Genomic DNA, 22,305 nt, shown 5'->3' with positions numbered 1-22,305 from the left:
GGTCCGGCCACCGTTCGAATCCATAAAAGGCCTATATCAGACCGTACAGTGACAAAATCTACCTGCCGGGCGGTGGGCCGGATGGCGGGTGGAGGGAAAGGTGGACTGGGACGCTGTCGTCGACGAGCTGTACGGCCTTCCGCCGGGCGACTTCACCGCCGCCCGCGACGAGCGGGCCAAGGCCGCCCGCGCGGCAGGCGATCGCGAGCTGGCCTCCAGAATCCGTCGTCTGCGCCGCCCCACCCTGGCCGCGTGGGCCGGCAACCTGCTGGTGCGCGAGCGGCCGGACGAGGTCGAGCGGCTGCTGGAGCTGGGTGCGGCGCTGAGGCAGGCCCACCAGGATCTGGACGGCGGGCAGCTCCGGGAGCTTTCGGCGCGGCAGCACCGGCTCACCTCCGCCTTGGCCCGGCAGGCCGGCCGGCTGGCGGCCCTGGCCGGGCAGCGCATCGGCGACGAAACCCGGCAGGCGGTCCAGGACACCCTGCACGCGGTACTGGCGGATCCCGAGGCGGCCGAGCAGTGGGCGGAAGGGCGCCTGACGAAGCCGCTGAGCGCCCCGGTCGGCTTCCCCGCCCTTCTCTCGGTCACCGAGGCGGCCCCGGCCACCCGCCGGACCCGGCCCGCCGGCGAGGTGGCCGACCTGGACGCCGCGCGCGTCCGGCGTCGCGAGCAGCAAGAGCAACTTGAGCGGGCCCGGCAGCTGGCCGCAGACGCCGAGGGGGAGCTCCGTGACCGTGAGGACGAGCTGGCCGCCGCCAAGGAGGAGCAGAGCCGGGCGGAGGAAGAGCGGCAGCGGGCCGAGCAGCGCGTCACCGAGCTGTCCCGGCAACTCGAACACGCCGAACGTGAGCAGCAGGTGGCCGGGGAAGCCGCCCACAAGGCCCGCGACCGCACACGGGACCTCGACCGGGCGGTGCGTGAGGCCCGGCGCCGGGCCAAGGGCGCCGCAGGCCGCGCCCGGAAGCTCGCCGAACAGACACAGCGGCACAAGGGGTGAGAGAAGGGCGCTCAAGAAGCCTCCCACTTGGCCGTGAGCCGACATGGCCAGGATCATGTCGCCATGGCTGATCACCTCCATCCCGCGCCGCCGGCGGTAGTGCGGCTCACGCACTACACAGAGGCCGAGAAGAAGGAGATCCTCGGCGACGGCACCGATCCCTTCGGCGTCGCGTATGCGGGACTCACCTGGCTGCCGAAGGAACACCACTTCGGCGTCAGGCTGGAAGGCCGCCTCGTGGCGCATGCCGGGCTGCTCAGGCTGCCCATGTCCATCGGCGGTGACAGCAGCGAAGTAGTAGGCGTCGGCGGAGTGGCCGTCGCACCGGACGTACGGGGGCGCGGACTGGCGCGCCAAGTCGTCGCGGCGGCTCTGGAGCACGCACGGACGATGGGACCGCGGCACGGACTTCTCTTCTGCCGCCGGCCCCTCGTCCCCCTCTACGAACGGCTCGGCTGGCGAGCGCTGGACCAGGACGTGCATGTCGAGCAACCCGGCGGGCCCGTGCTGATGCCGCTGCGGACCATGGTCACGCCCCTGCACGACCGGGCAGGCTGGCCGGCCGGAGCCGTACGCCTGCTGTCGTTCCCCATGTGACAGGGCGCCGTTGTCACAGCCGTGCGTCATGCTCCGCCCGTGAACGAGAACGCCTTCTGGCAGCTCATCGACGACTGCACACCGTCCGCGCCGGACCTGGACGCGGAACGACTGGCCGCGGCGCTGACGGACCGTCTCTCCGCGGGGACACAGGCGACGGTCGTCGGGTTCGCCGAGCAGTTGTCGTGGGCCCTCTACCGGCTGGACCGCAAGGAGTACGGGCACGACCTGTCGGGCGACGGCTTCCTCTACACCCGCGCTGCCGTCGTGGCCGCCGGCCGGGACGCGTACGCAGCGGTACTCCGCGACCCGCGCCTGTTCGCCCCGTACGCCGAAGACCTCGTCTGGGCGGAGCGCCTGCTCCACGTGCCGGACGAGGCTTACCGGCGGGTCACCGGCGAGGAGTGGGATCGCGGCACCCGCTACTCCTACGAGTCCTACTCGAACTCCGCCGGGTGGGCCGACGCGTAGAGGTCGAGGGAGCGCTCCCGCACCCTGCGGCATGGCACCCGTGACGACGCGGGTCCAAGCTGGGAGGGAGAGCTGCGAGGGAGAGGCCATGCGGGTGGGAGTGCTGACCGGAGGCGGCGACTGCCCCGGTCTGAATGCGGTGATCCGCAGCGTCGTACGCAAGGGCGTGCAGGAGTACGCCTGGGAGTTCGTCGGGATCGCGGACGGCTGGGGCGGCGCCGTCAAGGACGTCACCCGTCCTCTGGACGTCGCGGCCGTGCGCGGGATCCTGCCGCTCGGCGGCACGATCCTCGGTTCCTCCCGCACCAACCCGCTCCGGCTCGACAGGGGCATCGACCGCATCCGCGAGACCCTTCGCGTGCACGAGATCGACGCTCTCGTCGTCATCGGCGGCGAGGACACGCTCAGCGTCGCGAGCGCGCTGTCCGACGCGGGGGTCGACCTGGTCGGAGTGCCGAAGACCATCGACAACGACGTGGGCGGCACCGACTACACCTTCGGCTTCGACACCGCGGTCGGCATCGCGACCGAGGCCATCGACCGCCTGCACACCACCGCGGAGTCGCACAAGCGCACGCTGGTCGTCGAGGTGATGGGGCGCCACTCGGGCTGGATCGCCCTGCACGCGGGCGTCGCGGGCGGCGCGAACGCCATCCTCATCCCGGAGGTGGAGTTCGATCTCGACCGAGTGTGCGCCTGGGTGGAGAGGCGTTTCGAGATCAACTACGCGCCGATCGTCGTCGTGGCGGAGGGGGCCGTCCCACGGGCCGGGCAGATGGTGGTCAAGGACGAGTCGCGCGACGAGTTCGGGCATGTGCGCCTGTCCGGGATCGGCGACTGGCTGGCCCGGGAGCTGGAGAGCCGTACCGAGAAGGAGGCGCGTACGACGGTGCTCGGCCACGTCCAGCGGGGCGGCACGCCGTCCGCCTACGACCGGTGGCTCGCCACCCGCTTCGGTCTGCACGCCGTGGAGGCCCTCAGGGACGGCGCCTTCGGCACGATGGTGGCCCTGCGCGGCACGGACGTCGTACGCGTCCCGCTCGCGGACGTGACGGGCACGAACAAGCTGGTCCCCATGGAGCTCTACGAGGAGTTCGACGTCTTCTTCGGCACCTGAGGTGCGGTCTGACGTCCGGTCTGACGTGCGGTCACCCGTGGGGCACGACGACCACCGGGCAGTGGGAGTGGTGCAGGACGGCGTGGGCCACGGGACCCAGCCGCTGCTCGGCCGCCCGCGGGCTCGCGTGCCGGCCGACGACGAGCAGACCGGCCCGCCGCGAGGCGTGCACCAGCGCGTGGGCCGGGTGGAGCAGGACGACGTCGGGCAGCACGGAGACGTCCGGATACCTCTCGCGCGGCTCCCGGAGTACGTCGGACAGCCGCTGGACCTCCTCGTCCTCCCACGTGGCCCGGTCCTCCTCGGGCACCGCGAGCGCGGTCCAGAGCGGGGCGCCGGCGAGGGACCACGCGTGCACGGCCCGCAACCGGGCCTCACGGAGTCGAGCGGCGCCGAAGGCGAAGTCCAGAGGGGACCCTGCCGCCGTGCGGACGTCGTCGACGCCCACGGCCACCTCCGCCTCGTGCAGGGCGGCGGCGGGAGGCCGGGGCACGACCGCCACGGGGCAGGGCGCGCAACTCGCCACCGCCAGCGCCGTCGAGCCCACCGCGAGGCCGTCGAACCCGCCGTCCCCCCGAGCCCCGACGACGAGGAGCTCGGCCGTCCGGGCAACGGAGAGCAAGGCGGCCGGGGCGGAGCCGGCCACCTGCACGCCGCTCATCGCCACACCCGGACTCCCCGCGGCGAGACCCGCCTCGGCGCGGCCCAGCACCTCCTCGCCGGACCGCTGCCAGGAGAGGGCGGCCGGTGGATCGGCGATGTCATCGGCGGGGGCGGGCGCGGCGTGCACCAGACGCAGTTCCAGACCGCGGCGGGCCGCCTCCTCGGCCGCCCACTCGCCCGCGACGAGGCTCTCCCGGGACGCGTCGATCCCGGCCACGAGGAAACGGGTCATCCGGTCCTCCTTGCGGGCCGAAGCACCATTGTGGACGGGCCGTGACGGCGCCACCAGCCGGACCGGCCGGGCTCCCGGTGCCCTCCCCTGCCGGGGCCGATAATGTGGCTGGCAAGTGGGTGAGACGGCTTTCGGTGGTGCGCGGGGGTTTGGAGGGTCGCCGGTGGGTGGTTCCGGGGAGTCAGGGGAGGCCCGTGTGCGGCTGCCGCAGTTGCGGTTGGACGAGTTGCTGGGGGAGCTGCAGGCGCGTCTGGACGCCGCGCGGGGTACCCGGGACCGGGTGCACAGCCTGCTGGAGGCGGTGCTCGCGGTCGGCCGGGAGCTTGACCTGGAGCAGGTGCTGTACAGGATCGTGGACGCCGCGGCGACGCTGGTGGACGCCGAGTACGCGGCGCTGGGCGTGATCGGTCCCGACGGCAGCCGGTTGTCGGCGTTCCACACGGTCGGTGTGGGCGAGGAGCAGATCGGGCGGATCGGCGCGTACCCCGAAGGACACGGGATCCTGGGGGAGCTGATCCGGCATCCGGAACCGCTGCGGCTGGCGAAGCTGTCGGAGCATCCGGCGTCGTACGGCTTCCCGGAGCACCATCCACCGATGAACACGTTCCTCGGCGTTCCGATCCGGGTGCGGGACCAGGTCTTCGGCAATCTGTACCTGACCGAGAAGCGCGGCGGGCTGGAGTTCGACGAGGACGACGAGTCGGTGCTGGCCACGCTGGCGGTGGCGGCGGGCGTGGCGATCGACAACGCGCGGCTGTACGAGGAGTCGCGGCTGCGGGAGCGCTGGCTGCGGGCGATGGCGGAGATCACCCAGAGCCTGATGTCGGGTGCCGACCAGGCGGAGGTCCTCGGGCTGATCGCCGAGCGCGCGCGGGAGATCACGGGGGCGGCGCTGGCGGCGATGTCGACGCCGGTGAAGGGGACCGGCACGCTGAGTGTGGAGCTGGCGATCGGCCAGGAGGCGGAGGCGCACCGGGGGCTGGTGCTGCCGGTGGAGGGCACGCTGACCGGGGAGGCGTTCGCCGGCGGGGTGCCGGTGAGCAGCCCGGACATCGCGCGGGACCCGCGGGTGACGGCGGGTCCGCCGCGGTTTTCCGGCCTGGGTCCCGCGGTGGCGGTGCCGGTCGGCGATCCGGGCGATCATGTGCGCGGCGTGGTCCTGCTCGTGCGGGAGGCCGGCGGGACCGACTTCTCCGGCAAGGAGCTGGAACTGCTGAAGGGATTCGCGGCGCAGGCCGCCGTGGCGATGGAACTCGCGGGACGGCGGCGGGACGCGGAGCAGATCACGCTCCTTGAGGACCGTGACCGGATCGCCAGGGACCTGCACGACCTGGCGATCCAGCGGCTGTTCGCGACGGGCATGACGTTGCAGAGCGCGGGCCGGTTCATCGACCATACGGGCGCCAAGGAGCGGGTGCTGCGGGCGGTGGACGACCTGGACGAGACCATCAAGATCATCAGGTCGACGATCTTCGGTCTGCGGGCGCACGACGAGGAGGCGGGCGCCGGATTGCGGACGCGCGCGGTGCAGGTGGTCGGCGAGGCCGCGCCCGTGCTGGGGTTCGCGCCCGGTGTCCGGATGGAGGGGCTGCTGGACACCCATGTGTCCCGTGAGACCGCGGACGAGGTGGTGGCGGTCCTGTCGGAGGCGCTGACGAACGTCGCCCGGCACGCGCACGCCGACCGTGCGGACGTGGCGCTGGAGACCGACGGCCGGAGCGTGCGGCTGACGGTCACCGACAACGGCGTGGGGATTCCCGCCGACGGGCGCCGCAGCGGACTGGCCAACATGGCCGAACGGGCCCGCAGGCTGGACGGCGGCCTGGAGTGGACCACACCCGAGGGCGGAGGCACGAAGCTGGTCTGGCACGCACCGGTGGGCACGGCGGAGGCCCCGCGGCCTTCAGCGGGGGAGTGAGGGGCGTTTCACCGGGGCGGTGACGGGGGTTTGACCGGGGCGGTGACCGGGCTCCATCAGGGCGGTGGCGGGGGCTTCATCGGGGCGGTGACTGGGGCTCGGCGGGAGCGGCCGGGGTTTCACCGGGGGAGTGACGGGGGCTTCACCGGGGAAATGACCGAGCTCCACCGGGGCGGTGGCCGGGGCTTTACGGCGGGAGTGGCGGGGGTTTTACGGGGGCGGTGACTGGGGCCTCGCAGGCGGAGTGGCCGGGGTTTCACCGGGGGAATGACGCGGGCTTCATCGGGGGGTAGCCGGAGCTTCATGGCGGGAGGCCGGGGCTCCACCGAGGCAGTGATCGGGGCTCCACTGGTGCAGTGGCCCGGACTTCAGCGGAGCAGTGACCCGGGCAGGGCTACGCGGGTCGGATCAGCTGTGGTGTTCGTGCTCCGGGTGCACCACGACCACCGGGCAGGCCGCGTGCTGGGCGCAGCGCTGGCTGACCGAGCCCAGCATCGCGCGGGCGAAGCCGCCGCGGCCCCGGCTGCCCACGACGAGGACGTCGGCCCCCGCCGAGGCGCGGATCAGCACCTCCGACGGATCGCCCTCGACCAGGTACTCCACGAGGTGCGCCGGGCGGTCGTCCCCGAAGACGCCGTGCAGTCCCTCCGCGAAGCGCTCCCGGGCCTGCTCCAGGTCGAACTCGGGATCGATCGCGGGTCCGGTCCAGCCGACGACCGACGGCGTGTCCCAGGCGTGGATCGCCTCCACGACGCCGCCGACGAGTTGGGCGTACTCCGCCGCCCAGCGCAGCGCCGCGCAGGAGGACGGCGAACCGTCCACGCCCACGACCACCCGGCGTCGCGGTTCGGAGGGTTGCATGGCCACCTCACTGAGCAGTCGTTGTCCCTACGTCCACGCTGCCCGGCCCGACGCGACCGTGCCAGCCAGGGACCGCCCCGCCCGCCGGCCGGGCATGCGCGAGGCCACCCCGGTGCGGCTCGGTCAGGGGGCCGGTCGGCCCTGGTGCGGGACCAGCGGCCCATGGCCACCGCGCCGGATGGCGGCGATCCTCGGAAGCGGATCAACTGATCACCGAAGCGCCCGTCGCGACAGCGTCGCAGGAGGTGGGAGACCATGCCCCGCATCGTAACCGTCGGTCTCGACGGTTCTCCCGAGAGCAGGGCCGCCGCCGAATGGGCGGCGCGGGAGGCGAAACTGCTCGGGCTGCCGGTGCGGCTCGTCCATGTGTGGGAGCCGGCGCCCGAGCCCCTGGCGCAGGCACCGCTGCTCGGTGCGGAGACGTACCGGGACTGGACCGAGCGGGTGCCCCGCGAGGCCGCCGAGGGGCTGCGCTTGCGCCATCCGGGTGTCGAGGTGCGCACCGAGCACCTGCCCGGCCGTCCCGCCGAGATCCTCACCGACGAGGCGGCCGACGCCGAACTGCTCGTACTGGGCTCGCGTGCCCTCGGCGGGGTCGGCGGCTTCCTGGCCGGCTCGGTCGGGCTGTCCGTCGTGGCGCACGCCGAGCGGCCCGTCGTCCTGGTGCGGGCCGGGGAACAGGCCGCCGACGAGCACGAGATGGACCCCGCGGGCATTCCCTCCGCCGCGGCCGCCTTCCGGCCCGTCGTCCTGGGCCTGGACACCGCGCACCCGGACGAGGACCTGATCCGGTTCGCCTTCGAGGCGGCCGCGCGCCGCGGTACCTCGCTGCGCGTCGTGCACGGCTGGTACCCGCCGCTGTACTACGGCTACGGCGTGCCCGCCGACGCCGAACTGCTCACGTCGCCCGGGGTGGCCGAGGCCGCCGTACTGACCGAGGCGCTGTGCCCCTGGCGGCGGAAGTACCCGGACGTCGAGGTCGCCGAGGTCTCCCGCCCCGGCAGCGCCGCGGAACTGCTCGTCGACGCCTCCCGAGAGGCATCCCTCGTCGTCGTGGGCCGACGCGAGCGCCGCAACCCCCTGGGCGCCCGCATCGGGCACGTCACCCACGCCGTCCTGCACCACGCCGCCGCCCCCGTCGCGGTCGTCGCGCACGCCTGACCGGCACCACGAGCACGGCCCACCGAACACCACAGGACCCCACCCGAGGAGTGAGGATCATGAAGGCTGCGGTCGTACGGACCTTCGGCGAACCGCTGGTCGTCGAGGAGCGCCCGGACCCCGAGCCCGGACCCGGTCAGGTCCGCGTCCGGGTCGAGGCATGCGGGCTGTGCCACACCGACATCCACGCCGCGCACGGCGACTGGCCGGTCAAGCCGAACCCGCCGTTCGTGCCCGGCCACGAGGGCGTCGGCCTCGTGGAGAAGCTCGGCGCGGGCGTCACCCACCTGTCCGTCGGGCAGCGGGTGGCCATGCCGTGGCTCGGCCACGCCTGCGGCCGCTGCGAGCACTGCCTGTCCGGCTGGGAGACGCTCTGCGAGCAGCAGATCAACACCGGATACGGCTGCGACGGCGGGTACGCCGAGAAGATGCTGGCCTGGGCCGACTTCGCGCAGCCGGTGCCCGACGGCGTCAGTGCCCTCGACGCGGCCCCGCTGACCTGCGCGGGCGTCACCACGTACAAGGCCCTCAAGGTCGCCGGCGTCCGGCCGGCTCAGCTCGTCGCGGTCTCCGGGGTCGGCGGACTCGGCCACCTGGCCGTGCAGTACGCCAAGATCGCGGGCGCCCGGGTCGCCGCGATCGACGTCACCGACGACAAGCTCGAACTCGCCGCCGAACTCGGCGCGGACATCCTGATCGACGCCCGCACCCAGGACGTCGGCCAGGAGCTCAAACGGTACGGCGGTGCCCACGCGGCCATCGCCCTCGCGGTGAACGAGGCCGCCTTCGAGGCGGTCGCCTCCGGACTGCGGCGCGGCGGCACGCTCGTCATGGTCGCCCTGCCCGCGCAGGGCACGGTCCGGGTCCCGATCTTCGACACCGTGCTCGGTGGTACCTCCGTGATCGGCTCGATCGTCGGCACCCGGCAGGATCTCGCCGAGGTCTTCCAACTGCACGCGGAGGGCCGCACCCGGGTCATCCGGGAGAGTCGTCCGCTCAGCTCCGTCAACGAGTCCATCGACGAGGTGCTGCGCGGTCAGGTCAAGGCTCGCATCGTGTTCGACCTCGGAGAGGGAGGATGAGGACCATGGATCTGCCGCTGGTCGTCGGAGTCGACGGTTCCGAATCCAGCCTGCGGGCCGCCGACTGGGCAGCCGACGAGGCCGCCCTGCGCGCTGTGCCGCTGCGGGTGGTGTACGCCTCGCTCTGGGAGCGTTACGAGGGCGCCGCGCTCGCGCGCGAACTCGGCAAGCCGGACGGCCAGGTGGAGGCCGAGGAGGTCGTCGCGGCCGCCGCCCGGCGCGCCCGCGCCCGCCACCCCGACCTGCCGATCAGCAGGGCCGCGCTGCCCGAGGCGCCCGAGTACGCGCTGGTGCGGGAGGGCAAGAACGCCTCCGCCCTGGTCGTGGGCGCCCGCGGCCGCAGCGCGGTCGTCGACCTGCTGCTCGGTTCGGTCAGCCTGTTCTTGGCCGCGCACGCCGACTGCCCCGTGATCGTGATCCGCGGCAGCCACGACAACCAGGCCCGTTTCCCGGTGCACGGCCGCGTCGTCGTCGGTGTCGGGGACAGTTCCGCGGCCGCGGTGCGCTTCGCCGCCGAGGAGGCCCTGCGCCGCGGGGCCGAACTGGAGGCCGTACGGGCCTGGCGGTGCCCCGCGCACGAGACCCTCGACCATCCGCTGATCGGCGGGGAGCCCGAGCGGGTGTACGAGGAGCGGGCCGCCGACGCCCTGGAGGCGGCGCTGTGCGACCTGCCGCCGGAGGTGAAGGTGCGCCGGCGCACCGTGGAGGGCCCGGCCCGCCGGGTGCTGCTGGCCGCCGCGCCGGGCGCCGACCTGCTCGTGGTCGGAGTCCGGCGCCGGGCGGGACGGTTCGGGCTCCAGCTCGGCCGGATCGCCCACACTGCCCTGCACTACTCGGCCTGCCCGGTGGCCGTGGTGCCCGAACGGGCCTGAGGTCAAAGGCCCGCCGTGTGATCGGGGACGTAGGTCTGCAGATCGCGCGGCGGCCGCTCGTAGCCGGTCGGCGCCGGCCGCTCCGGCAACCGCAGCACCTTGGGTGAGATCTCGTGGTAGGGCACCGTGCCGAGCAGATGGGCGATCATGTTCAACCGGGCGCGGCGCTTGTCGTCGCTCTCCACGACGTACCACGGTGCCTCGGAGATGTCCGTGTGCACCATCATCTCGTCCTTGGCCCGCGAGTACGCCTCCCAGTGGGTGATGGACTCCAGGTCCATCGGCGACAGCTTCCAGCGTCGCAGCGGGTCCTCCAGACGGCGCCGGAAACGCTCCTGCTGCACGGCGTCGCTCACCGAGAACCAGTACTTGCGCAGCAGGACCCCGTCCTCCACCAGCATCCGCTCGAAGATGGGGCACTGGCGCAGGAACCGCTGGTGCTCCTCCTTGGTGCAGAAGCCCATCACGTGCTCGACCCCGGCCCGGTTGTACCAGGACCGGTCGAACAGCACGATCTCCCCGGCGGCCGGCAGTTGCTCGACGTACCGCTGGAAGTACCACTGGGTGCGCTGGCGCTCGGTCGGCGCGGGCAGCGCAACGATCCGGGCGATACGCGGGTTGAGGTGCTCGGTCACCCGCTTGATGGTGCCGCCCTTGCCGGCCGCGTCCCGCCCCTCGAACACCACGACCAGCCGGGCCCCGGTGACCCGCACCCACTCCTGGAGCCTCACCAACTCCGTCTGAAGGCGCAGCAGTTCGCTCTCGTACGCCTTGCGCGGCAGCGCCGCCCTGTTGTCGGCCCTCACAGCAGGACACCGTACTTTCCGACGGGCGTCCGCGCACCCGGGCGGACGCGGTGGCGGCAGCGGGCTCCGCTCACGCCGACGTCAGCGGCCTCGACGCCCCCTCCGGCCGGGCGAGATGGGTGGTGAACCAGTCCCGGGCCAGGTCCGCCACCGCCTCCACCGTGTCCGGCTCGGTGAACAGGTGGGTGGCGCCGGACACGGGGACGACCCGGTGGTCGCAGCGCATCCAGTCCGCCGCGAGCCGGTTGAGGCCGAGGAGCCGGGTGTCCCGGGCACCGACGACGAACAGGCAGGGGGCGTGCACCCGGGCCAGCGCCGCGGGCGGGGCCAGGTCGGGGCGGCCGCCGAGGCAGACCACGGCGCGGATGTCGTCCTCCGCCGCCGCCTCCAGCACGGCGCCCGCGCACGTACCTGCCCCGCAGTGGCTCACGGGCAGGCCGGTCTCCCGGCGCAGCCAGTCGGTGGCGGCCCGCAGGCGCCGGGCCAGCAGCACGATGTCGAAGGCGTTGTGCGGTGTGCGCTCCTCGTCTTCGGTGAGCAGGTCGATCAGCAGGGTGCCCAGGCCCGCCCGGCGCAGGGCGGCGGCGACGCGCTGGTGGGCCGGCCGGTGCCGGCCGCTGCCGCAGCCGAGGGCGTAGGCGACCGCCACCGGCGGCGTGGGCGGCAGGGCGAGCCGTGCGGACAGGCGCACCGGACCGGCCGGCACCTCCACCTCCCGGTCCGGAGAGGGGGACTCCGAGGGGGATCCGGGGAGCGGCCCGGTGCCGGTCGTGGTGGCCCGCTGGGCCTCGGCCAGCAGGGTGGCGACCTCCGCGTCGGTGACCTGCCCGAAGTCCGCGTACCAGGCTCCGACCGAACCGAGGTGGTGCAGCGGCTGGAGGCAGACGACCCGGTCGGCCACCGTGCGCAGGTGCGGCAGCGCCGCCTCCGGACCGACCGGGACAGCGAGGACCACACGCGCGGCGCCGCGGGTCCGGGCCACCCGGCAGGCGGCCTCGGCGGCGGCGCCGGTCGACAGCGAGTCGTCCACGACGAGCGCGGTCCGCCCGGCCACGGGCAGCGGCGGGCGGCTGTCGCGCAAGTGGCTCAGGCGCCGCTCCAGTTCGGCCCGCTCGGCGCGTTCGACGTTCTCCCGCTCGGCGGGATCCAGTCCGCTCTCCGCCAGGACGGCCCGGTCGATGACGCGTACCCCGTGCTCACCGAGGGCGCCGAAACCGAGTTCCGGCTGCCAGGGCACGGGCAGCTTGCGCACCACGGCCAGGTCGAGCGGAGCGCCCAGGTACCGGGCCACCTCGAAGGCCACCGGGACGCCGCCTCGGGGCACTCCGAACACCACCAGGTCCTCGTCGCGCAGGAATTCCAGGCACCGGGCCAGGCGCCGCCCGGCGTCCGCGCGGTTCTCGTAGCGCATGCGCCGCCACCTCCTCGTACGTGGTCCCGGCGGCGCGGCGGCAGACCGCCTCGACTCCATTCGAACGCTTCCGGGACCCGAACGCCTCCGGGACGTCCGGGCCGGCAGGGGCGGGTCAGCTCGTCTTCTGGTCCCAGCGCGGGCCGACGAGATCCCACTCTGCGGCCCACAGGTCGTGGCGGCGCCGGTCCAGCCGCCGGCGGACCAGGGCCGTCGATCCGTAGACCAGGCCGCCGAAGGCGAGCGCCACCGAGGTGCCGAACAGGGCGGCCTGCGCGGTCGCCTCCGCCGGGCCGGGCGGCTCGCCGGCCAGATGGCCCCGGCCGTCCTGCCAGATGGTGACCGCCGCACCGGCCGGCAGGTCCGTGCTCACCAGGGCCTGCCCGGTACGGGTGGTGCCGTCGGGGCCGGTCCAGCGGATCTTCGCCGGTGCCTGGTAGCTCGCGTTCTCCGTGGGCGTGGCCGCCGGGGCGGCCGTGAGCAACACGGCCAGGACCGGCTGCCGGTCGGCGCGCTGCCAGGCGAGTTCCTGGCCGGCGGCGCGCGCCGCCACCGTCCCGGCGACCGCCCCGCCGACCACGATCACCACCCACATCACCAGGATCGCCCACGCCTCGACGATGTCCTCGTGGCGGCGCAGCGGATTGCGGCGCCACCGCCACAGCCTCCGCCGCGTGCGTCCGCGGCCCGTCCTGCCGCTCACCGGTCGCGCCTCCCCTTCTTCTGTTTCTTCTGCTTCTTTCGCTTTCGCCCGTTCCCCAGCCCGTGCATCGGACGTCCTTCCGCGCGCCGGCCCCACCTTTCGTCCCACCGCGGTGGCCGCTCGTCCGCCGTTCATCCCTGGCCCGCGGCGACCACCCCCTGCCGGGGGACCGGCCCGGCGGCCGGGGTCCCCTCCCCGAACTCCGGCAGTATCTGGAAGACACCGGTCAGGCCGGTGTGGCGCAGGATCCGCCGGAAGGACGAACTGCCGCTGACCAGCCGCAGCCGGCCACCGCGGGCCGCGACACGGTTGCGGACCCGGCACAGCAGGCCCAGCCCGGCACAGTCGATGAAGGGCACCGGCCGCAGGTCGAGCACCAGGTCCGGCCGCGGCTTGTCGGTCAGCGCGTCGAGGCGTGCGACGAGGGACAGCCTCGTGACGAGGTCCACGTCGCCGCTCAGTGTCACGACGGTCGTGGTGCCGACCATGCGTTCCGCGTGGCTCACGGCGGGCCCGGTGGGACGTTCGGACATGCCGTCAGCCAAGCCGGTCCGGAGCGGTGCGGGGAAGGGCCGTTCGGTCCCCTTCGCGGCGGACGAAGAGCCCGAGGCCGGACCGCCCCGCGGGCACCCGCCCCCGCGGGCGGCCGATGGGGCCGACCGGCCCATGCGGAACCCCGGGCCGTCGGAGAAGCTGAAGGCGTGGGCGGTCCCGGTGCCGCGCCGGAGCGCGGGCCGCGCCCGCCGGCCGCGGACCGCCGGGTCCCGGCCGTCCGGTCATGAAGGCCGTCCGTCCGCGAAGGCCACCCAAGGCCACCCGTCCCCGGAGTGAAGAGGGTGAGGTTCGGCATGAAAGGCTACGTCTTCCACGGTCCCAGGCAGTCCGCCTGGGAGGAGGTCCCCGACCCGGACCTCGAGGAGGCCACCGACGCCGTCGTGCGCGTCGACGCCGTCACCATCTGCGGGACCGACCTGCACATCCTCGGGGGCGACGTGCCCGAGGTCCGCCCCGGCACGGTGCTGGGGCACGAGGCCGTCGGCGAGATCGTCGAGGTCGGCGCCGAGGTGCGCAGCGTACGGCCCGGCGATCGGGTCCTCGTCTCCTGCATCACCGCCTGCGGCCGGTGCCGCTTCTGCCGCGAGGCCATGTACGGCCAGTGCCGCGGCGGCGGGGGCTGGATCCTCGGCCACCTGATCGACGGCACCCAGGCGGAGTTCGTCCGGGTGCCCTTCGCCGACCTCTCCGTGCATCCGCTGCCCGCCGCGGTGACCGACACGGACGCCGTGCTGCTGACCGACATCTTCCCGACCGCCTACGAGGTCGGCGTGCTCAACGGGCGGGTACGGCCCGGGGACACCGTCGTCGTGGTCGGCGCCGGACCTGTCGGACTCGCGGCGATCGCCACCGCCCGGCTGTTCGCGCCCGAGCGCGTCATCGCCGTGGACCTGGCCGCCACCCGCCTGGAGGCCGCCCGCAAGCTCGGCGCCGAGGCCGTGGCCGACGCGCGCGAGGCCCCCGAACAGCTGGTCGACGACCTCACCGGAGGGCTCGGCGCCGATGTGGTCGTCGAGGCGGTGGGCGTACCGGAGACCTTCGAGCTGTGCACGCGCATGGTGCGGCCCGGAGGCCACGTGGCCAACGTCGGAGTGCACGGCAAGCCCGCCATCCTGCACCTGGAAGACCTGTGGATCAAGAACGTGACCATCACCACGGGCCTGGTCGACACCCACTCCACGCCCACCCTGCTGCGGATGGCGGCGGCCGGCCGGCTGCCCACCTCCCAGCTGGTCACCCACACGTTCCCGCTGGAGCGCATCGAGGAGGCCTACGACGTCTTCGCCCATGCCGCCGAGACGGGGGCGCTGAAGGTCGTGCTCGGTGGCCCGCGGCGGGAGGTCGTCCCGGTGCCCGCGGCCTGACGGGCCGGACGCCGGGCGCGGCACTCGTGCCCCGCCGCCGGGGCCGCCCCGGGACGGGGACACGCGGGAGAGGTGCAGAGGACACGCAGGAGACGCGGTGCGGAACGGCCGCACGCGCTCCGCCAGGTGGAAAGACGGATGACTGATGTATCGCAACGACGGGTTCCGGGAGCTCGGGCGACAGGAGTGCCTGCGGCTGCTGGCCAAGGCGCCGGTGGGCCGTATCGTCCATACGCGGCACGCTCTGCCCGCGGTGCTCCCGGTCAACTTCGCCCTGGACGGCGACGGCGCGGTGCTGCTGTGCACCTCGGCCACCTCCGAGCTGGTCCGCGCTATCGACGGCGCGGTGGTCGCCTTCGAGGCCGACGAGGTGGACGCGGTCGCGCACTCGGGCTGGAGCGTCGTCGTCACCGGCCCCGCCTCGGTGGTGACCGACCCCGCCGAGCACCGGCGCCTGCTCCACGGCGGCCCGCGCTCCTGGGTGCCCTCGCCGCAGGTGGTCTTCGTCCGCATCGAACCGGAACTGGTCACGGGCCGGGAACTCGTCGGCGGACTCAGCGTGTACGGCCTGGACCACCTCGTCTGATCTTCGTGCCCGCCCCTCTTCGAGCCCGTCGGAGGACACCATGCAGGGTTCCCAGTACACCGTCGGCGACGTGATGACCCCGACCGTCGTCGCGCTGGCCGGTGGAGCGATGTTCAAGGAGATCGTGCGGACCATGGAGGAGTGGGGCGTCAGCGCGATGCCCGTGCTGGACGGCCGTGGACGGGTGCTCGGCGTCGTCTCCGAGGCCGACCTGCTGCGCAAGGAGGAGCTCCGCGACAACGATCCGGACCTGCCCGGCGGGCCGCCTCCCGTGGCCGGCTCGCGCTCGGCCAAGGCCCGGGCCGTGACCGCCGAGGAGCTGATGAACACCCCGGCCGTCACCGTGCACCCCGCCGCCACCTTGGGCCGGGCCGCCCGCCTCATGGCCCGGCACGGCGTCAAGCGCCTGCCGGTCGTCGGCGACGACGGTGTGCTCATCGGCATCGTCAGCCGTTCCGACCTGCTCAAGGTGTTCCTGCGCGGCGACGAGGACATCGCGGCGGAGGTCCGCCGCCAGGTCGTCGCCGCCGGGCTCCTGGCGGACTCGGTGGGCGTGACGGTGCGCGAGGGAGTGGTCACGCTCACCGGCCGGGTCCCGGACGCCTCCCTGATCCCGCTCGCCATCCGCCTGGCGCGCAGCGTCGAGGGCGTGGTGGACGTGCGGTGCGACCTCACGGGACCGCGCCGCCGCCCCCTCCTGGAACCCGATCTGGTCGACGAGCGGCCGTCGTCGCCCACCACGGGGACCGGCCCCGAGACCTGACGGCGCGCGGACCGTTCGCGCCGAGCCGAGGCGAACCGGGAGACGGCGCGGTGGGAGGGGCCGAACGGTCCCCCGAACGGTCCCCGGAAGGACCGAAGCGCTCTCGCGCCGTGTCCTACCGGATGCGACGGTGAAGGTGGGATGCGCTGCCGCAGGAGGCGGCAGCCCCGGCGGAAGGCGGTGGGGTCGGTGGAACTGCCCCTGGTCGTGGGTGTCGACGGGTCGGACCCGAGCCTGACGGCGGTGGACTGGGCGGTGGGTGAGGCCGCCCGGTTCGGTCTCGCGCTGCGCCTGGTGTACGCGTCCCTGTGGGAGCGGTACGAGGGCGCGGTGCCGTCCGGGACGGTGGGGCGTCCCTCGGAGCAGGTGATGGCGGAGCGCATCGTCGCCTCCGCCGCGGAGCGCGCCCAGCGGCGCGACCCGGAGGTGAAGGTGTCCACCGACATCCTTCCGCAGGACACGGTCGCCGCCCTGCTGGGCGAGGCCGCCAACGCCTCCGTGCTGGTCACCGGCTCTCGCGGGCGGGGTCAGCTGAAGGGGCTGCTGCTGGGTTCGGTCGGTCTGGCCGTGGCGGCCCGGGCGCACTGCCCGGTGGTCGTGGTCCGCGGCGACCAGGCGGGCCTGGCCGGCACCCACGAGCGGATTCTGCTCGCCGCCGGTGACTCCGACAGCCGGCACGAGGCCGCGCGGTTCGCGTTCCGGGAGGCCGAGGTGCGCGGCTGCGTCCTCGACGTCGTACGCACCTGGCGGCGCCCTGTGCACGAGGGCATCGGCAGCCCGGAGCTCGCCGAGGAGCCGGCCCGGCGGCAAGAGGAGCGGGCCGCCGCCGTGCTGGAGGAGCTACTGCGCGAACCGGGGGCCGAGTACCCGACGGTGCGGGTGCGCCCCGCCACGGTCGAGGGGCCTGCGCACCGGGTGCTCGTGGACCGCTCGGCCGCCGCCGACCTGGTGATCGTCGGGGTACGGCGCAGGGAGGGCCACTTCGGTCTCCAGCTGGGCCGGACGGCCCACACCCTCCTGCACCACGCGCACTGCCCGGTCGCCGTCGTACCGCAGCGGGTGTGACCGCGCCGTGCCGGAGACGACGGCGCGGACCTGGGCCTACGAGGGCTACGACGCCGCGCAGGAGCGGCTGAGGGAGGCCCTGTGCGCCCTGGGCAACGGCCGCTTCGCCACGCGCGGAGCCCTGCCGGAGTGCGCCGCGGACGAGGTGCACTACCCGGGCACCTACCTGGCCGGGTGCTACAACCGGATCGTCTCCCACGTCGCCGGCCGCCAGGTCGAGAACGAGGACCTGGTCAACCTGCCCGACTGGCTGCCGCTGCGCTTCCGCCTCGCGGGCGGCGCCTGGCTCACCCCGGACACGGCGCCGGTCCTCGAGCACCACCAGGTCCTGCACCTGGACCCGGGCGTGCTGGAGCGCCGCACCCGGTACGGGCTCGGCGACGGGCGAACGCTGACCGTGCGCCAGCAGCGGATCGTGCACATGGCCGACCCGTATCTGGCGGCCCTGCGCACCGAGTTCACCGCCGAGGGCGGCCCGGCGGACCTGGAGGTCGAGGCGGCGATCGACGGCGGCGTGACGAACGCCGGGGTACGCCGCTACCAGGACCTGGACGGCCGCCACCTCACCCAGGTGCACACCGGCACCGCGGCCCCGGACACGGTGTGGCTGCGCTGCCGGACCCGGACCTCCGACATCCGGATCGGCTTGGCCGCCCGGCTGACCGCCGACCAGGCGGCCGGACCGGTCGGCACCCGGCACGAGCACCCGCGCGCGATCCAGCGGGTACGCCTGAGCCTGGCACCAGGCCGTAGCGCCACCCTGGACAAGACCGCCGCCCTGCACACCTCCCGCGACCTGGCGATCAGCGATCCGCTGGACGCGGCGATCGACCGGGTGGGCGCGGCGCCCGGCTTCGCCGAGCTGCTGGAGAGCCACCGGACGGCCTGGGGGCGGCTGTGGCGCCGGGCCGCCATCGACGTCCCCGGGGAGCCGGGGCGCATCCTGCGCCTGCACCTCTTCCACGTGCTCCAGACCCTCTCCCCGCACACCGCCGACCTGGACGTCGGCGTACCGGCCCGCGGCCTGCACGGCGAGGCCTACCGCGGCCACGTCTTCTGGGACGAGCTGTTCGTCCTGCCGTACCTGAACCTGCACTTCCCCGAGGTCTCCCGCGCCCTGCTGCACTACCGGCACCGGCGCCTGGAGCGGGCCTGCTCGGCGGCGCGCGCGATCGGCCGGCGCGGTGCGATGTTCCCGTGGCAGAGCGGCAGCGACGGCCGGGAGGAGAGCCAGCGGCTGCACCTCAACCCCCGCTCGGGCCGCTGGCTGCCGGACCACTCCCACCTCCAGCGCCATGTCGGCTCGGCGGTGGCCTACAACGTGTGGCGGTACTGCGAGGCGAGCGGCGACGTGGAGTTCCTGCACACCAAGGGCGCCGAGACGCTGTTCCAGATCGCCCGCTTCTGGGCCGACTCGGCCACCTGGGACGAGCATCTGGGACGCCACCGCGTCCTCGGCGTCATGGGCCCCGACGAGTACCACGACGCCTACCCGGACGCCGAGCGGCCCGGGCTCGACGACAACGCCTACACCAACGTCACGGCCGCCTGGGTGCTCGACCGCGCGCTGGAGGCGCTGCGCGTCCTGCCCGAGCCGCGCCGCCGTGAACTCGTCGAGCGCACCGGCGTGGACGGCGCCGAGCTGGACCAGTGGGAGCACGTCTCCCGCACGCTGCACGTGCCCTTCCACGACGGCGTCATCAGCCAGTTCGAGGGGTACGGCGGCCTGGCCGAGTTCGACTGGGCCGGATACCGCGAGCGCTACGGCGACATCCGCCGTCTGGACCGGATCCTGGAGGCCGAGGGCGACAGCGTCAACCGCTACAAGGCGTCCAAGCAGGCCGACGTGCTCATGCTCGGCTACCTCTTCTCCCCGGCCGAACTGCGCGCGCTCCTCGGCCGCCTGGGCCACCGTTTCGACGAGGACCTGTGGCGGCGCACGGTCGACTACTACCTGGCCCGCACCTGCCACGGCTCCACCCTCAGCGGCCTGGTGCACGGCTGGGTCCTGGCCCGCGCCCGCCGCGCCGAGGCGTGGGCCTTCGTCCAGGAGGCGCTGCGCAGCGACATCGCCGACGTCCAGGGCGGCACCACCGGCGAGGGCATCCACCTCGGCGCCATGGGCGGCACCCTCGATCTCGTACAGCGCGGACTGACCGGTCTGGAGACCCGTGAGGGCGCGCTGTGGCTTGATCCCGCCCCACTGCCGGAGCTGTCCTCCTACGGCGTCTCGATCCGCTACCGGGCGCACTGGGGCGTGCGGCTGCGGCTGGAGCACGGCCGGATCCGGATCGCCGTGCCCGAGTCCGACGGCTCACCGATCGACGTGCGCCTGGCCGACCGCGCCGTCGGCGTCCAGCCGGGCGAGACGTGCGCCCTGGTGCTGCCCGAGTGAACCACGTTCCCGGACTCCTCTCGCACCCGCCGCCGAAGAGGCGCGGAAATACCCCGGGGGGTACTCGTGTTAGTGTCTGACGAGATACCCCCGGGGGTAATTCTTCGCAAGGAAGGGAGCATCCTGTGTTCTTCGTGGAGACGATCGAGCTGGCAGGGCTCGGCAACCGCAGCTACCTGGCCGGAGGCGAGCGCACCGCCGTGGCGGTCGACCCGCCCAGGGACGTCGACCGAGTGCTGGCGGCGGCCGCCCGGCACGGGGTGCGCATCGCGTACGTCGTCGAGACGCACGTCCACAACGACTACGTCTCCGGAGGCCTGGAACTCGCCCGGCTGACCGGAGCCGACTACCTCGTCCCGGAAGGCGCCGACGTCCGCTTCGCGCGCACCCCCGTCCGCGACGGCGACACCGTGACCGTCGACGACGGCGCCCGGCTGACCCTGCACGCCATGGCCACCCCGGGTCACACGCCGCACCACACCTCGTACGTCCTCCGGGAGGCCGGCACCGCCCGCGCCGCATTCACCGGCGGCTCGCTGCTGATCGGCACCGTCGGCCGCCCCGACCTGGTCGAACCGCGGCTGACCGAGGGCCTGGCCCGCGCCCAGCACGCCTCCGCCCACCGGCTCGCCGCCGCACTGCCCGACGCCACCGCGGTACTGCCCACCCACGGCTTCGGCAGCTTCTGCTCCTCCGGCCAGGCGGAGGGCGACAGCACGACCATCGGCCGGGAGCGCGTGGCCAACGACGCGCTCACCCGGGACGTCGACACCTTCGTCGCCGACCTGCTCGCGAGCCTGGACGACATCCCCGCGTACTACACCCACATGGGACCGGCCAACGCCGCCGGACCCGCGCCGGTCGACCTCACCCCGCCCGCCGTCGCCGACCCCGAGGAGATAGCCGCCCGGCTGGCCGCGGGGGAGTGGGTCGTCGACCTGCGCAACCGGGTGGCCTTCGCCGAAGGGCACGTCGCGGGATCGTTCAACTTCGAGGCCGAGGGCAAGCTCGCCACCTACCTCGCCTGGCTGGTGCCCTGGGGCAAGCCGGTGACGCTGCTCGCCGAGACGCCCGCGCAACTGGCCGACGCGCAGCGCGAGCTGGCCAGGGTCGGCATCGACCGCCCGGCCGCCGCGGCCACCGGCGGGCCGTCCGCCTGGCTCCGCCCCGGCGAGGAGCCCGCCTCCTTCCCGCGGGCCACCTTCGCGGACCTCGCCGAGCGGCACCCGGGAGAGGGCGTCGTCGTACTGGACGTGCGGCGCGACTCCGAACGTGCCGAGGGCTTCGTCAAGGGCTCGGTGCACATCCCCGTCCACCAGTTGCGCCGGCGGACCGACGAGGTCCCCGACGGCCAGGTGTGGGTGCACTGCGCGGGCGGCATGCGGGCCGCCGTGGCCGCCTCCCTGCTCGACGCGGTGGGCCGTGACGTGGTCGCGGTGGACGACGGGTTCGAGTCCGCGGAGAAGGCCGGACTCACCGTACGGACCGAACGGGAGGAGCAGTGCCGATGAGCCCGGTCCGCCGCGGTCCCGCCCGGATCACCGCCCCGGAGGCCGCCGCACGCACGGGCCACGCCCCGGCGGGCGGCGCGCCCGGCGGCGGATCCGGCGGCGCCGTGCTCGTGGACGTGAGGGAAGTGCGGGAATGGCGCGCGGGACACGCTCCCGGCGCGCTGCACCTCCCCCTGAGCGCGCTCGCCTCGGGCGCCGACGTGCCACCCGAGGCGCGCGGGCGGCTCCTGGTCGTCGTCTGCCGCTCCGGCAACCGCTCCCGGCAGGCCGCCGAGTTGCTGACCGCCCGAGGCGCCGACGCCGTCGACGTGATCGGCGGGATGCGGGACTGGGTACGGGCCGGACTGCCCGTGGTGGACCAGCGGGGCGAGGACGGCACGATCGCGTGAGTGCTCTGCTCCTCGCCCTGGCCGCCGGGGCCGTCATCGGCCTGGCGCTGGGCACCCTCGGGGGCGGCGGCAGCGTCCTGGCCGTCCCCGCCCTGATCTACCTGCTCGGCTTCACCCCGGTCGCGGCCACCACCGCGAGCCTGGTCATCGTCACCGTCACCTCCGCCACCGCGCTCGTCGCGCACGCCCGGGACGGCCATGTGCGCTGGCGAACCGGCCTGCTGTTCGCCGCCGCGGGCGTCGGCCCGGCCCTGCTCGGCGGCGCAGTCGCCGGACGGCTGCCGGACGCCGTGCTCACCGCCGCCTTCGCGCTGATCGCGGCGGTCGCAGCGGCCCGGATGCTGCGCCCGCGCCCGGCGCCCGAGGCGGACCGCCCGGTCCGGCCCGGCCGGGCGGCGGCCGCCGGCGCCGGACTCGGCGCGGTCACCGGCGTCCTCGGCGTCGGCGGCGGCTTCCTCGCCGTACCCGCCCTGGTGAGCGTGCTCTCCCTGCGCATGCGCGCGGCGGTGGGCACCAGCCTGCTGGTCATCACCGTCAACTCGCTGGCCGCGCTGGCGATGCGGGCCGGGACGGTCGATGGGCTGGACTGGGCGGTGATCGCGCCGTTCGCCGGCGCCGCGGTCCTCGCCGCGTGGGACGGCAAGCGGCTGGCCGCGAAGGTGTCCGGGCCGACGCTGCAGCGGATCTTCGCCGTGGTGCTGCTGGCGGTGGCGGCGTTCATGCTCATCGACGCGGTGGCCTGATGAGCGCCGACCGGCCGGCCCCCGTACCGGGCCGCGGGCGGCC

Annotated in this window: 22 protein-coding genes; 16 read left to right on the top strand and 6 right to left on the bottom strand. The window is 74.3% G+C overall.

What is annotated here, in order from left to right:
- The first annotated feature begins 100 nt into the window (after positions 1-100).
- The 4 genes from ACIQFZ_RS27590 (at position 101) to ACIQFZ_RS27575 (ending at position 3,182) form a co-directional block, all read left to right on the top strand.
- Positions 101-997, top strand: a complete 897-nt coding sequence (locus tag ACIQFZ_RS27590) for a hypothetical protein (protein WP_376653007.1) — start codon at positions 101-103, stop codon at positions 995-997.
- Positions 998-1,060: 63 nt separating this feature from the next.
- The gene (locus tag ACIQFZ_RS27585; RefSeq protein ID WP_383059909.1) at positions 1,061-1,594 is read left to right on the top strand and encodes a GNAT family N-acetyltransferase; all 534 of its coding nucleotides are present in this window, start codon (positions 1,061-1,063) and stop codon (positions 1,592-1,594) included.
- Between the two features lie 39 nt (positions 1,595-1,633).
- Positions 1,634-2,065 (top strand): DUF4240 domain-containing protein, encoded by a 432-nt coding sequence (locus ACIQFZ_RS27580; RefSeq protein ID WP_383059910.1) that lies wholly within the window; start codon positions 1,634-1,636, stop codon positions 2,063-2,065.
- Between the two features lie 88 nt (positions 2,066-2,153).
- Positions 2,154-3,182, top strand: coding sequence for a 6-phosphofructokinase (locus tag ACIQFZ_RS27575; RefSeq protein WP_376653004.1), 1,029 nt, complete (start codon positions 2,154-2,156; stop codon positions 3,180-3,182).
- 31 nt (positions 3,183-3,213) lie between these two features.
- Here the strand turns inward: ACIQFZ_RS27575 and ACIQFZ_RS27570 are convergent, their stop codons facing one another.
- Entirely contained in the window at positions 3,214-4,077 is an 864-nt protein-coding gene (locus tag ACIQFZ_RS27570; protein WP_402692392.1) for a universal stress protein, read from the bottom strand.
- 196 nt (positions 4,078-4,273) lie between these two features.
- Here ACIQFZ_RS27570 and ACIQFZ_RS27565 point away from each other — a divergent pair, with 196 nt between their 5' ends.
- The gene (locus ACIQFZ_RS27565; RefSeq protein ID WP_402692391.1) at positions 4,274-5,995 is read left to right on the top strand and encodes a GAF domain-containing protein; all 1,722 of its coding nucleotides are present in this window, start codon (positions 4,274-4,276) and stop codon (positions 5,993-5,995) included.
- Positions 5,996-6,403: 408 nt separating this feature from the next.
- Here ACIQFZ_RS27565 and ACIQFZ_RS27560 read toward each other — a convergent pair whose 3' ends face one another.
- Positions 6,404-6,856 carry a universal stress protein gene (locus ACIQFZ_RS27560; RefSeq protein WP_365426578.1) on the bottom strand — a complete coding sequence of 151 codons (453 nt, stop codon included), beginning with the start codon at positions 6,854-6,856 and terminating at the stop codon, positions 6,404-6,406.
- Positions 6,857-7,111: 255 nt separating this feature from the next.
- Here ACIQFZ_RS27560 and ACIQFZ_RS27555 point away from each other — a divergent pair, with 255 nt between their 5' ends.
- Genes ACIQFZ_RS27555 through ACIQFZ_RS27545 form a run of 3 tightly spaced genes read left to right on the top strand, consistent with a single transcriptional unit; the run spans position 7,112 to position 9,971 of the window.
- The gene (locus ACIQFZ_RS27555) at positions 7,112-8,017 is read left to right on the top strand and encodes a universal stress protein (protein ID WP_365426581.1); all 906 of its coding nucleotides are present in this window, start codon (positions 7,112-7,114) and stop codon (positions 8,015-8,017) included.
- Between the two features lie 59 nt (positions 8,018-8,076).
- Entirely contained in the window at positions 8,077-9,099 is a 1,023-nt protein-coding gene (gene adhP / locus ACIQFZ_RS27550; RefSeq protein WP_402692390.1) for an alcohol dehydrogenase AdhP, read from the top strand.
- Between the two features lie 5 nt (positions 9,100-9,104).
- Positions 9,105-9,971, top strand: coding sequence for a universal stress protein (locus ACIQFZ_RS27545; protein ID WP_402692389.1), 867 nt, complete (start codon positions 9,105-9,107; stop codon positions 9,969-9,971).
- Between the two features lie 2 nt (positions 9,972-9,973).
- On the opposite strand, the gene ppk2 is transcribed toward ACIQFZ_RS27545, so the two are convergent.
- The 4 genes from ppk2 to ACIQFZ_RS27525 form a co-directional block, all read right to left on the bottom strand.
- Positions 9,974-10,777 (bottom strand): polyphosphate kinase 2, encoded by an 804-nt coding sequence (gene ppk2, locus ACIQFZ_RS27540; protein ID WP_402692388.1) that lies wholly within the window; start codon positions 10,775-10,777, stop codon positions 9,974-9,976.
- A gap of 70 nt (positions 10,778-10,847) precedes the next feature.
- Entirely contained in the window at positions 10,848-12,188 is a 1,341-nt protein-coding gene (locus ACIQFZ_RS27535) for a phosphoribosyltransferase (protein ID WP_402692387.1), read from the bottom strand.
- 115 nt (positions 12,189-12,303) lie between these two features.
- Positions 12,304-12,891: a hypothetical protein gene (locus ACIQFZ_RS27530; protein WP_402692386.1), complete on the bottom strand. Its 588-nt coding sequence runs from the start codon at positions 12,889-12,891 to the stop codon at positions 12,304-12,306.
- Positions 12,892-13,022: 131 nt separating this feature from the next.
- Positions 13,023-13,424 carry an STAS domain-containing protein gene (locus ACIQFZ_RS27525; protein ID WP_376652997.1) on the bottom strand — a complete coding sequence of 134 codons (402 nt, stop codon included), beginning with the start codon at positions 13,422-13,424 and terminating at the stop codon, positions 13,023-13,025.
- 315 nt (positions 13,425-13,739) lie between these two features.
- Here ACIQFZ_RS27525 and ACIQFZ_RS27520 point away from each other — a divergent pair, with 315 nt between their 5' ends.
- The 8 genes from ACIQFZ_RS27520 to ACIQFZ_RS27485 all read left to right on the top strand — a co-directional run bounded on the left by ACIQFZ_RS27520 (position 13,740) and on the right by ACIQFZ_RS27485 (position 22,262).
- Positions 13,740-14,810, top strand: coding sequence for a zinc-dependent alcohol dehydrogenase family protein (locus ACIQFZ_RS27520; RefSeq protein ID WP_402692385.1), 1,071 nt, complete (start codon positions 13,740-13,742; stop codon positions 14,808-14,810).
- A 145-nt stretch (positions 14,811-14,955) separates the two neighbouring features.
- The gene (locus ACIQFZ_RS27515; protein WP_365428185.1) at positions 14,956-15,396 is read left to right on the top strand and encodes a pyridoxamine 5'-phosphate oxidase family protein; all 441 of its coding nucleotides are present in this window, start codon (positions 14,956-14,958) and stop codon (positions 15,394-15,396) included.
- 40 nt (positions 15,397-15,436) lie between these two features.
- Positions 15,437-16,159 carry a CBS domain-containing protein gene (locus ACIQFZ_RS27510; protein WP_383059927.1) on the top strand — a complete coding sequence of 241 codons (723 nt, stop codon included), beginning with the start codon at positions 15,437-15,439 and terminating at the stop codon, positions 16,157-16,159.
- A 189-nt stretch (positions 16,160-16,348) separates the two neighbouring features.
- On the top strand, positions 16,349-17,224 hold the full coding sequence (locus ACIQFZ_RS27505; protein WP_402692384.1) for a universal stress protein: 876 nt from the start codon (positions 16,349-16,351) through the stop codon (positions 17,222-17,224).
- A gap of 7 nt (positions 17,225-17,231) precedes the next feature.
- Positions 17,232-19,619 (top strand): glycoside hydrolase family 65 protein, encoded by a 2,388-nt coding sequence (locus tag ACIQFZ_RS27500; protein ID WP_402692383.1) that lies wholly within the window; start codon positions 17,232-17,234, stop codon positions 19,617-19,619.
- A gap of 125 nt (positions 19,620-19,744) precedes the next feature.
- On the top strand, positions 19,745-21,130 hold the full coding sequence (locus tag ACIQFZ_RS27495; protein WP_383059931.1) for a rhodanese-like domain-containing protein: 1,386 nt from the start codon (positions 19,745-19,747) through the stop codon (positions 21,128-21,130).
- Positions 21,127-21,519 carry a rhodanese-like domain-containing protein gene (locus ACIQFZ_RS27490; protein WP_402692382.1) on the top strand — a complete coding sequence of 131 codons (393 nt, stop codon included), beginning with the start codon at positions 21,127-21,129 and terminating at the stop codon, positions 21,517-21,519. Before ACIQFZ_RS27495 ends, ACIQFZ_RS27490 begins: the two co-directional genes overlap by 4 nt.
- A complete protein-coding gene (locus ACIQFZ_RS27485; protein WP_402692381.1) occupies positions 21,516-22,262 on the top strand; it encodes a sulfite exporter TauE/SafE family protein in 747 nt (248 codons plus the stop codon). The genes ACIQFZ_RS27490 and ACIQFZ_RS27485 overlap by 4 nt, the downstream gene beginning before the upstream one ends.
- Positions 22,263-22,305: the final 43 nt, after the last annotated feature.

The sequence above is a fragment of the Streptomyces sp. NPDC093064 genome (assembly GCF_044754605.1).
Lineage (GTDB): Bacteria > Actinomycetota > Actinomycetes > Streptomycetales > Streptomycetaceae > Streptomyces.
This window is presented reverse-complemented; position numbering and strand designations above follow the sequence as displayed.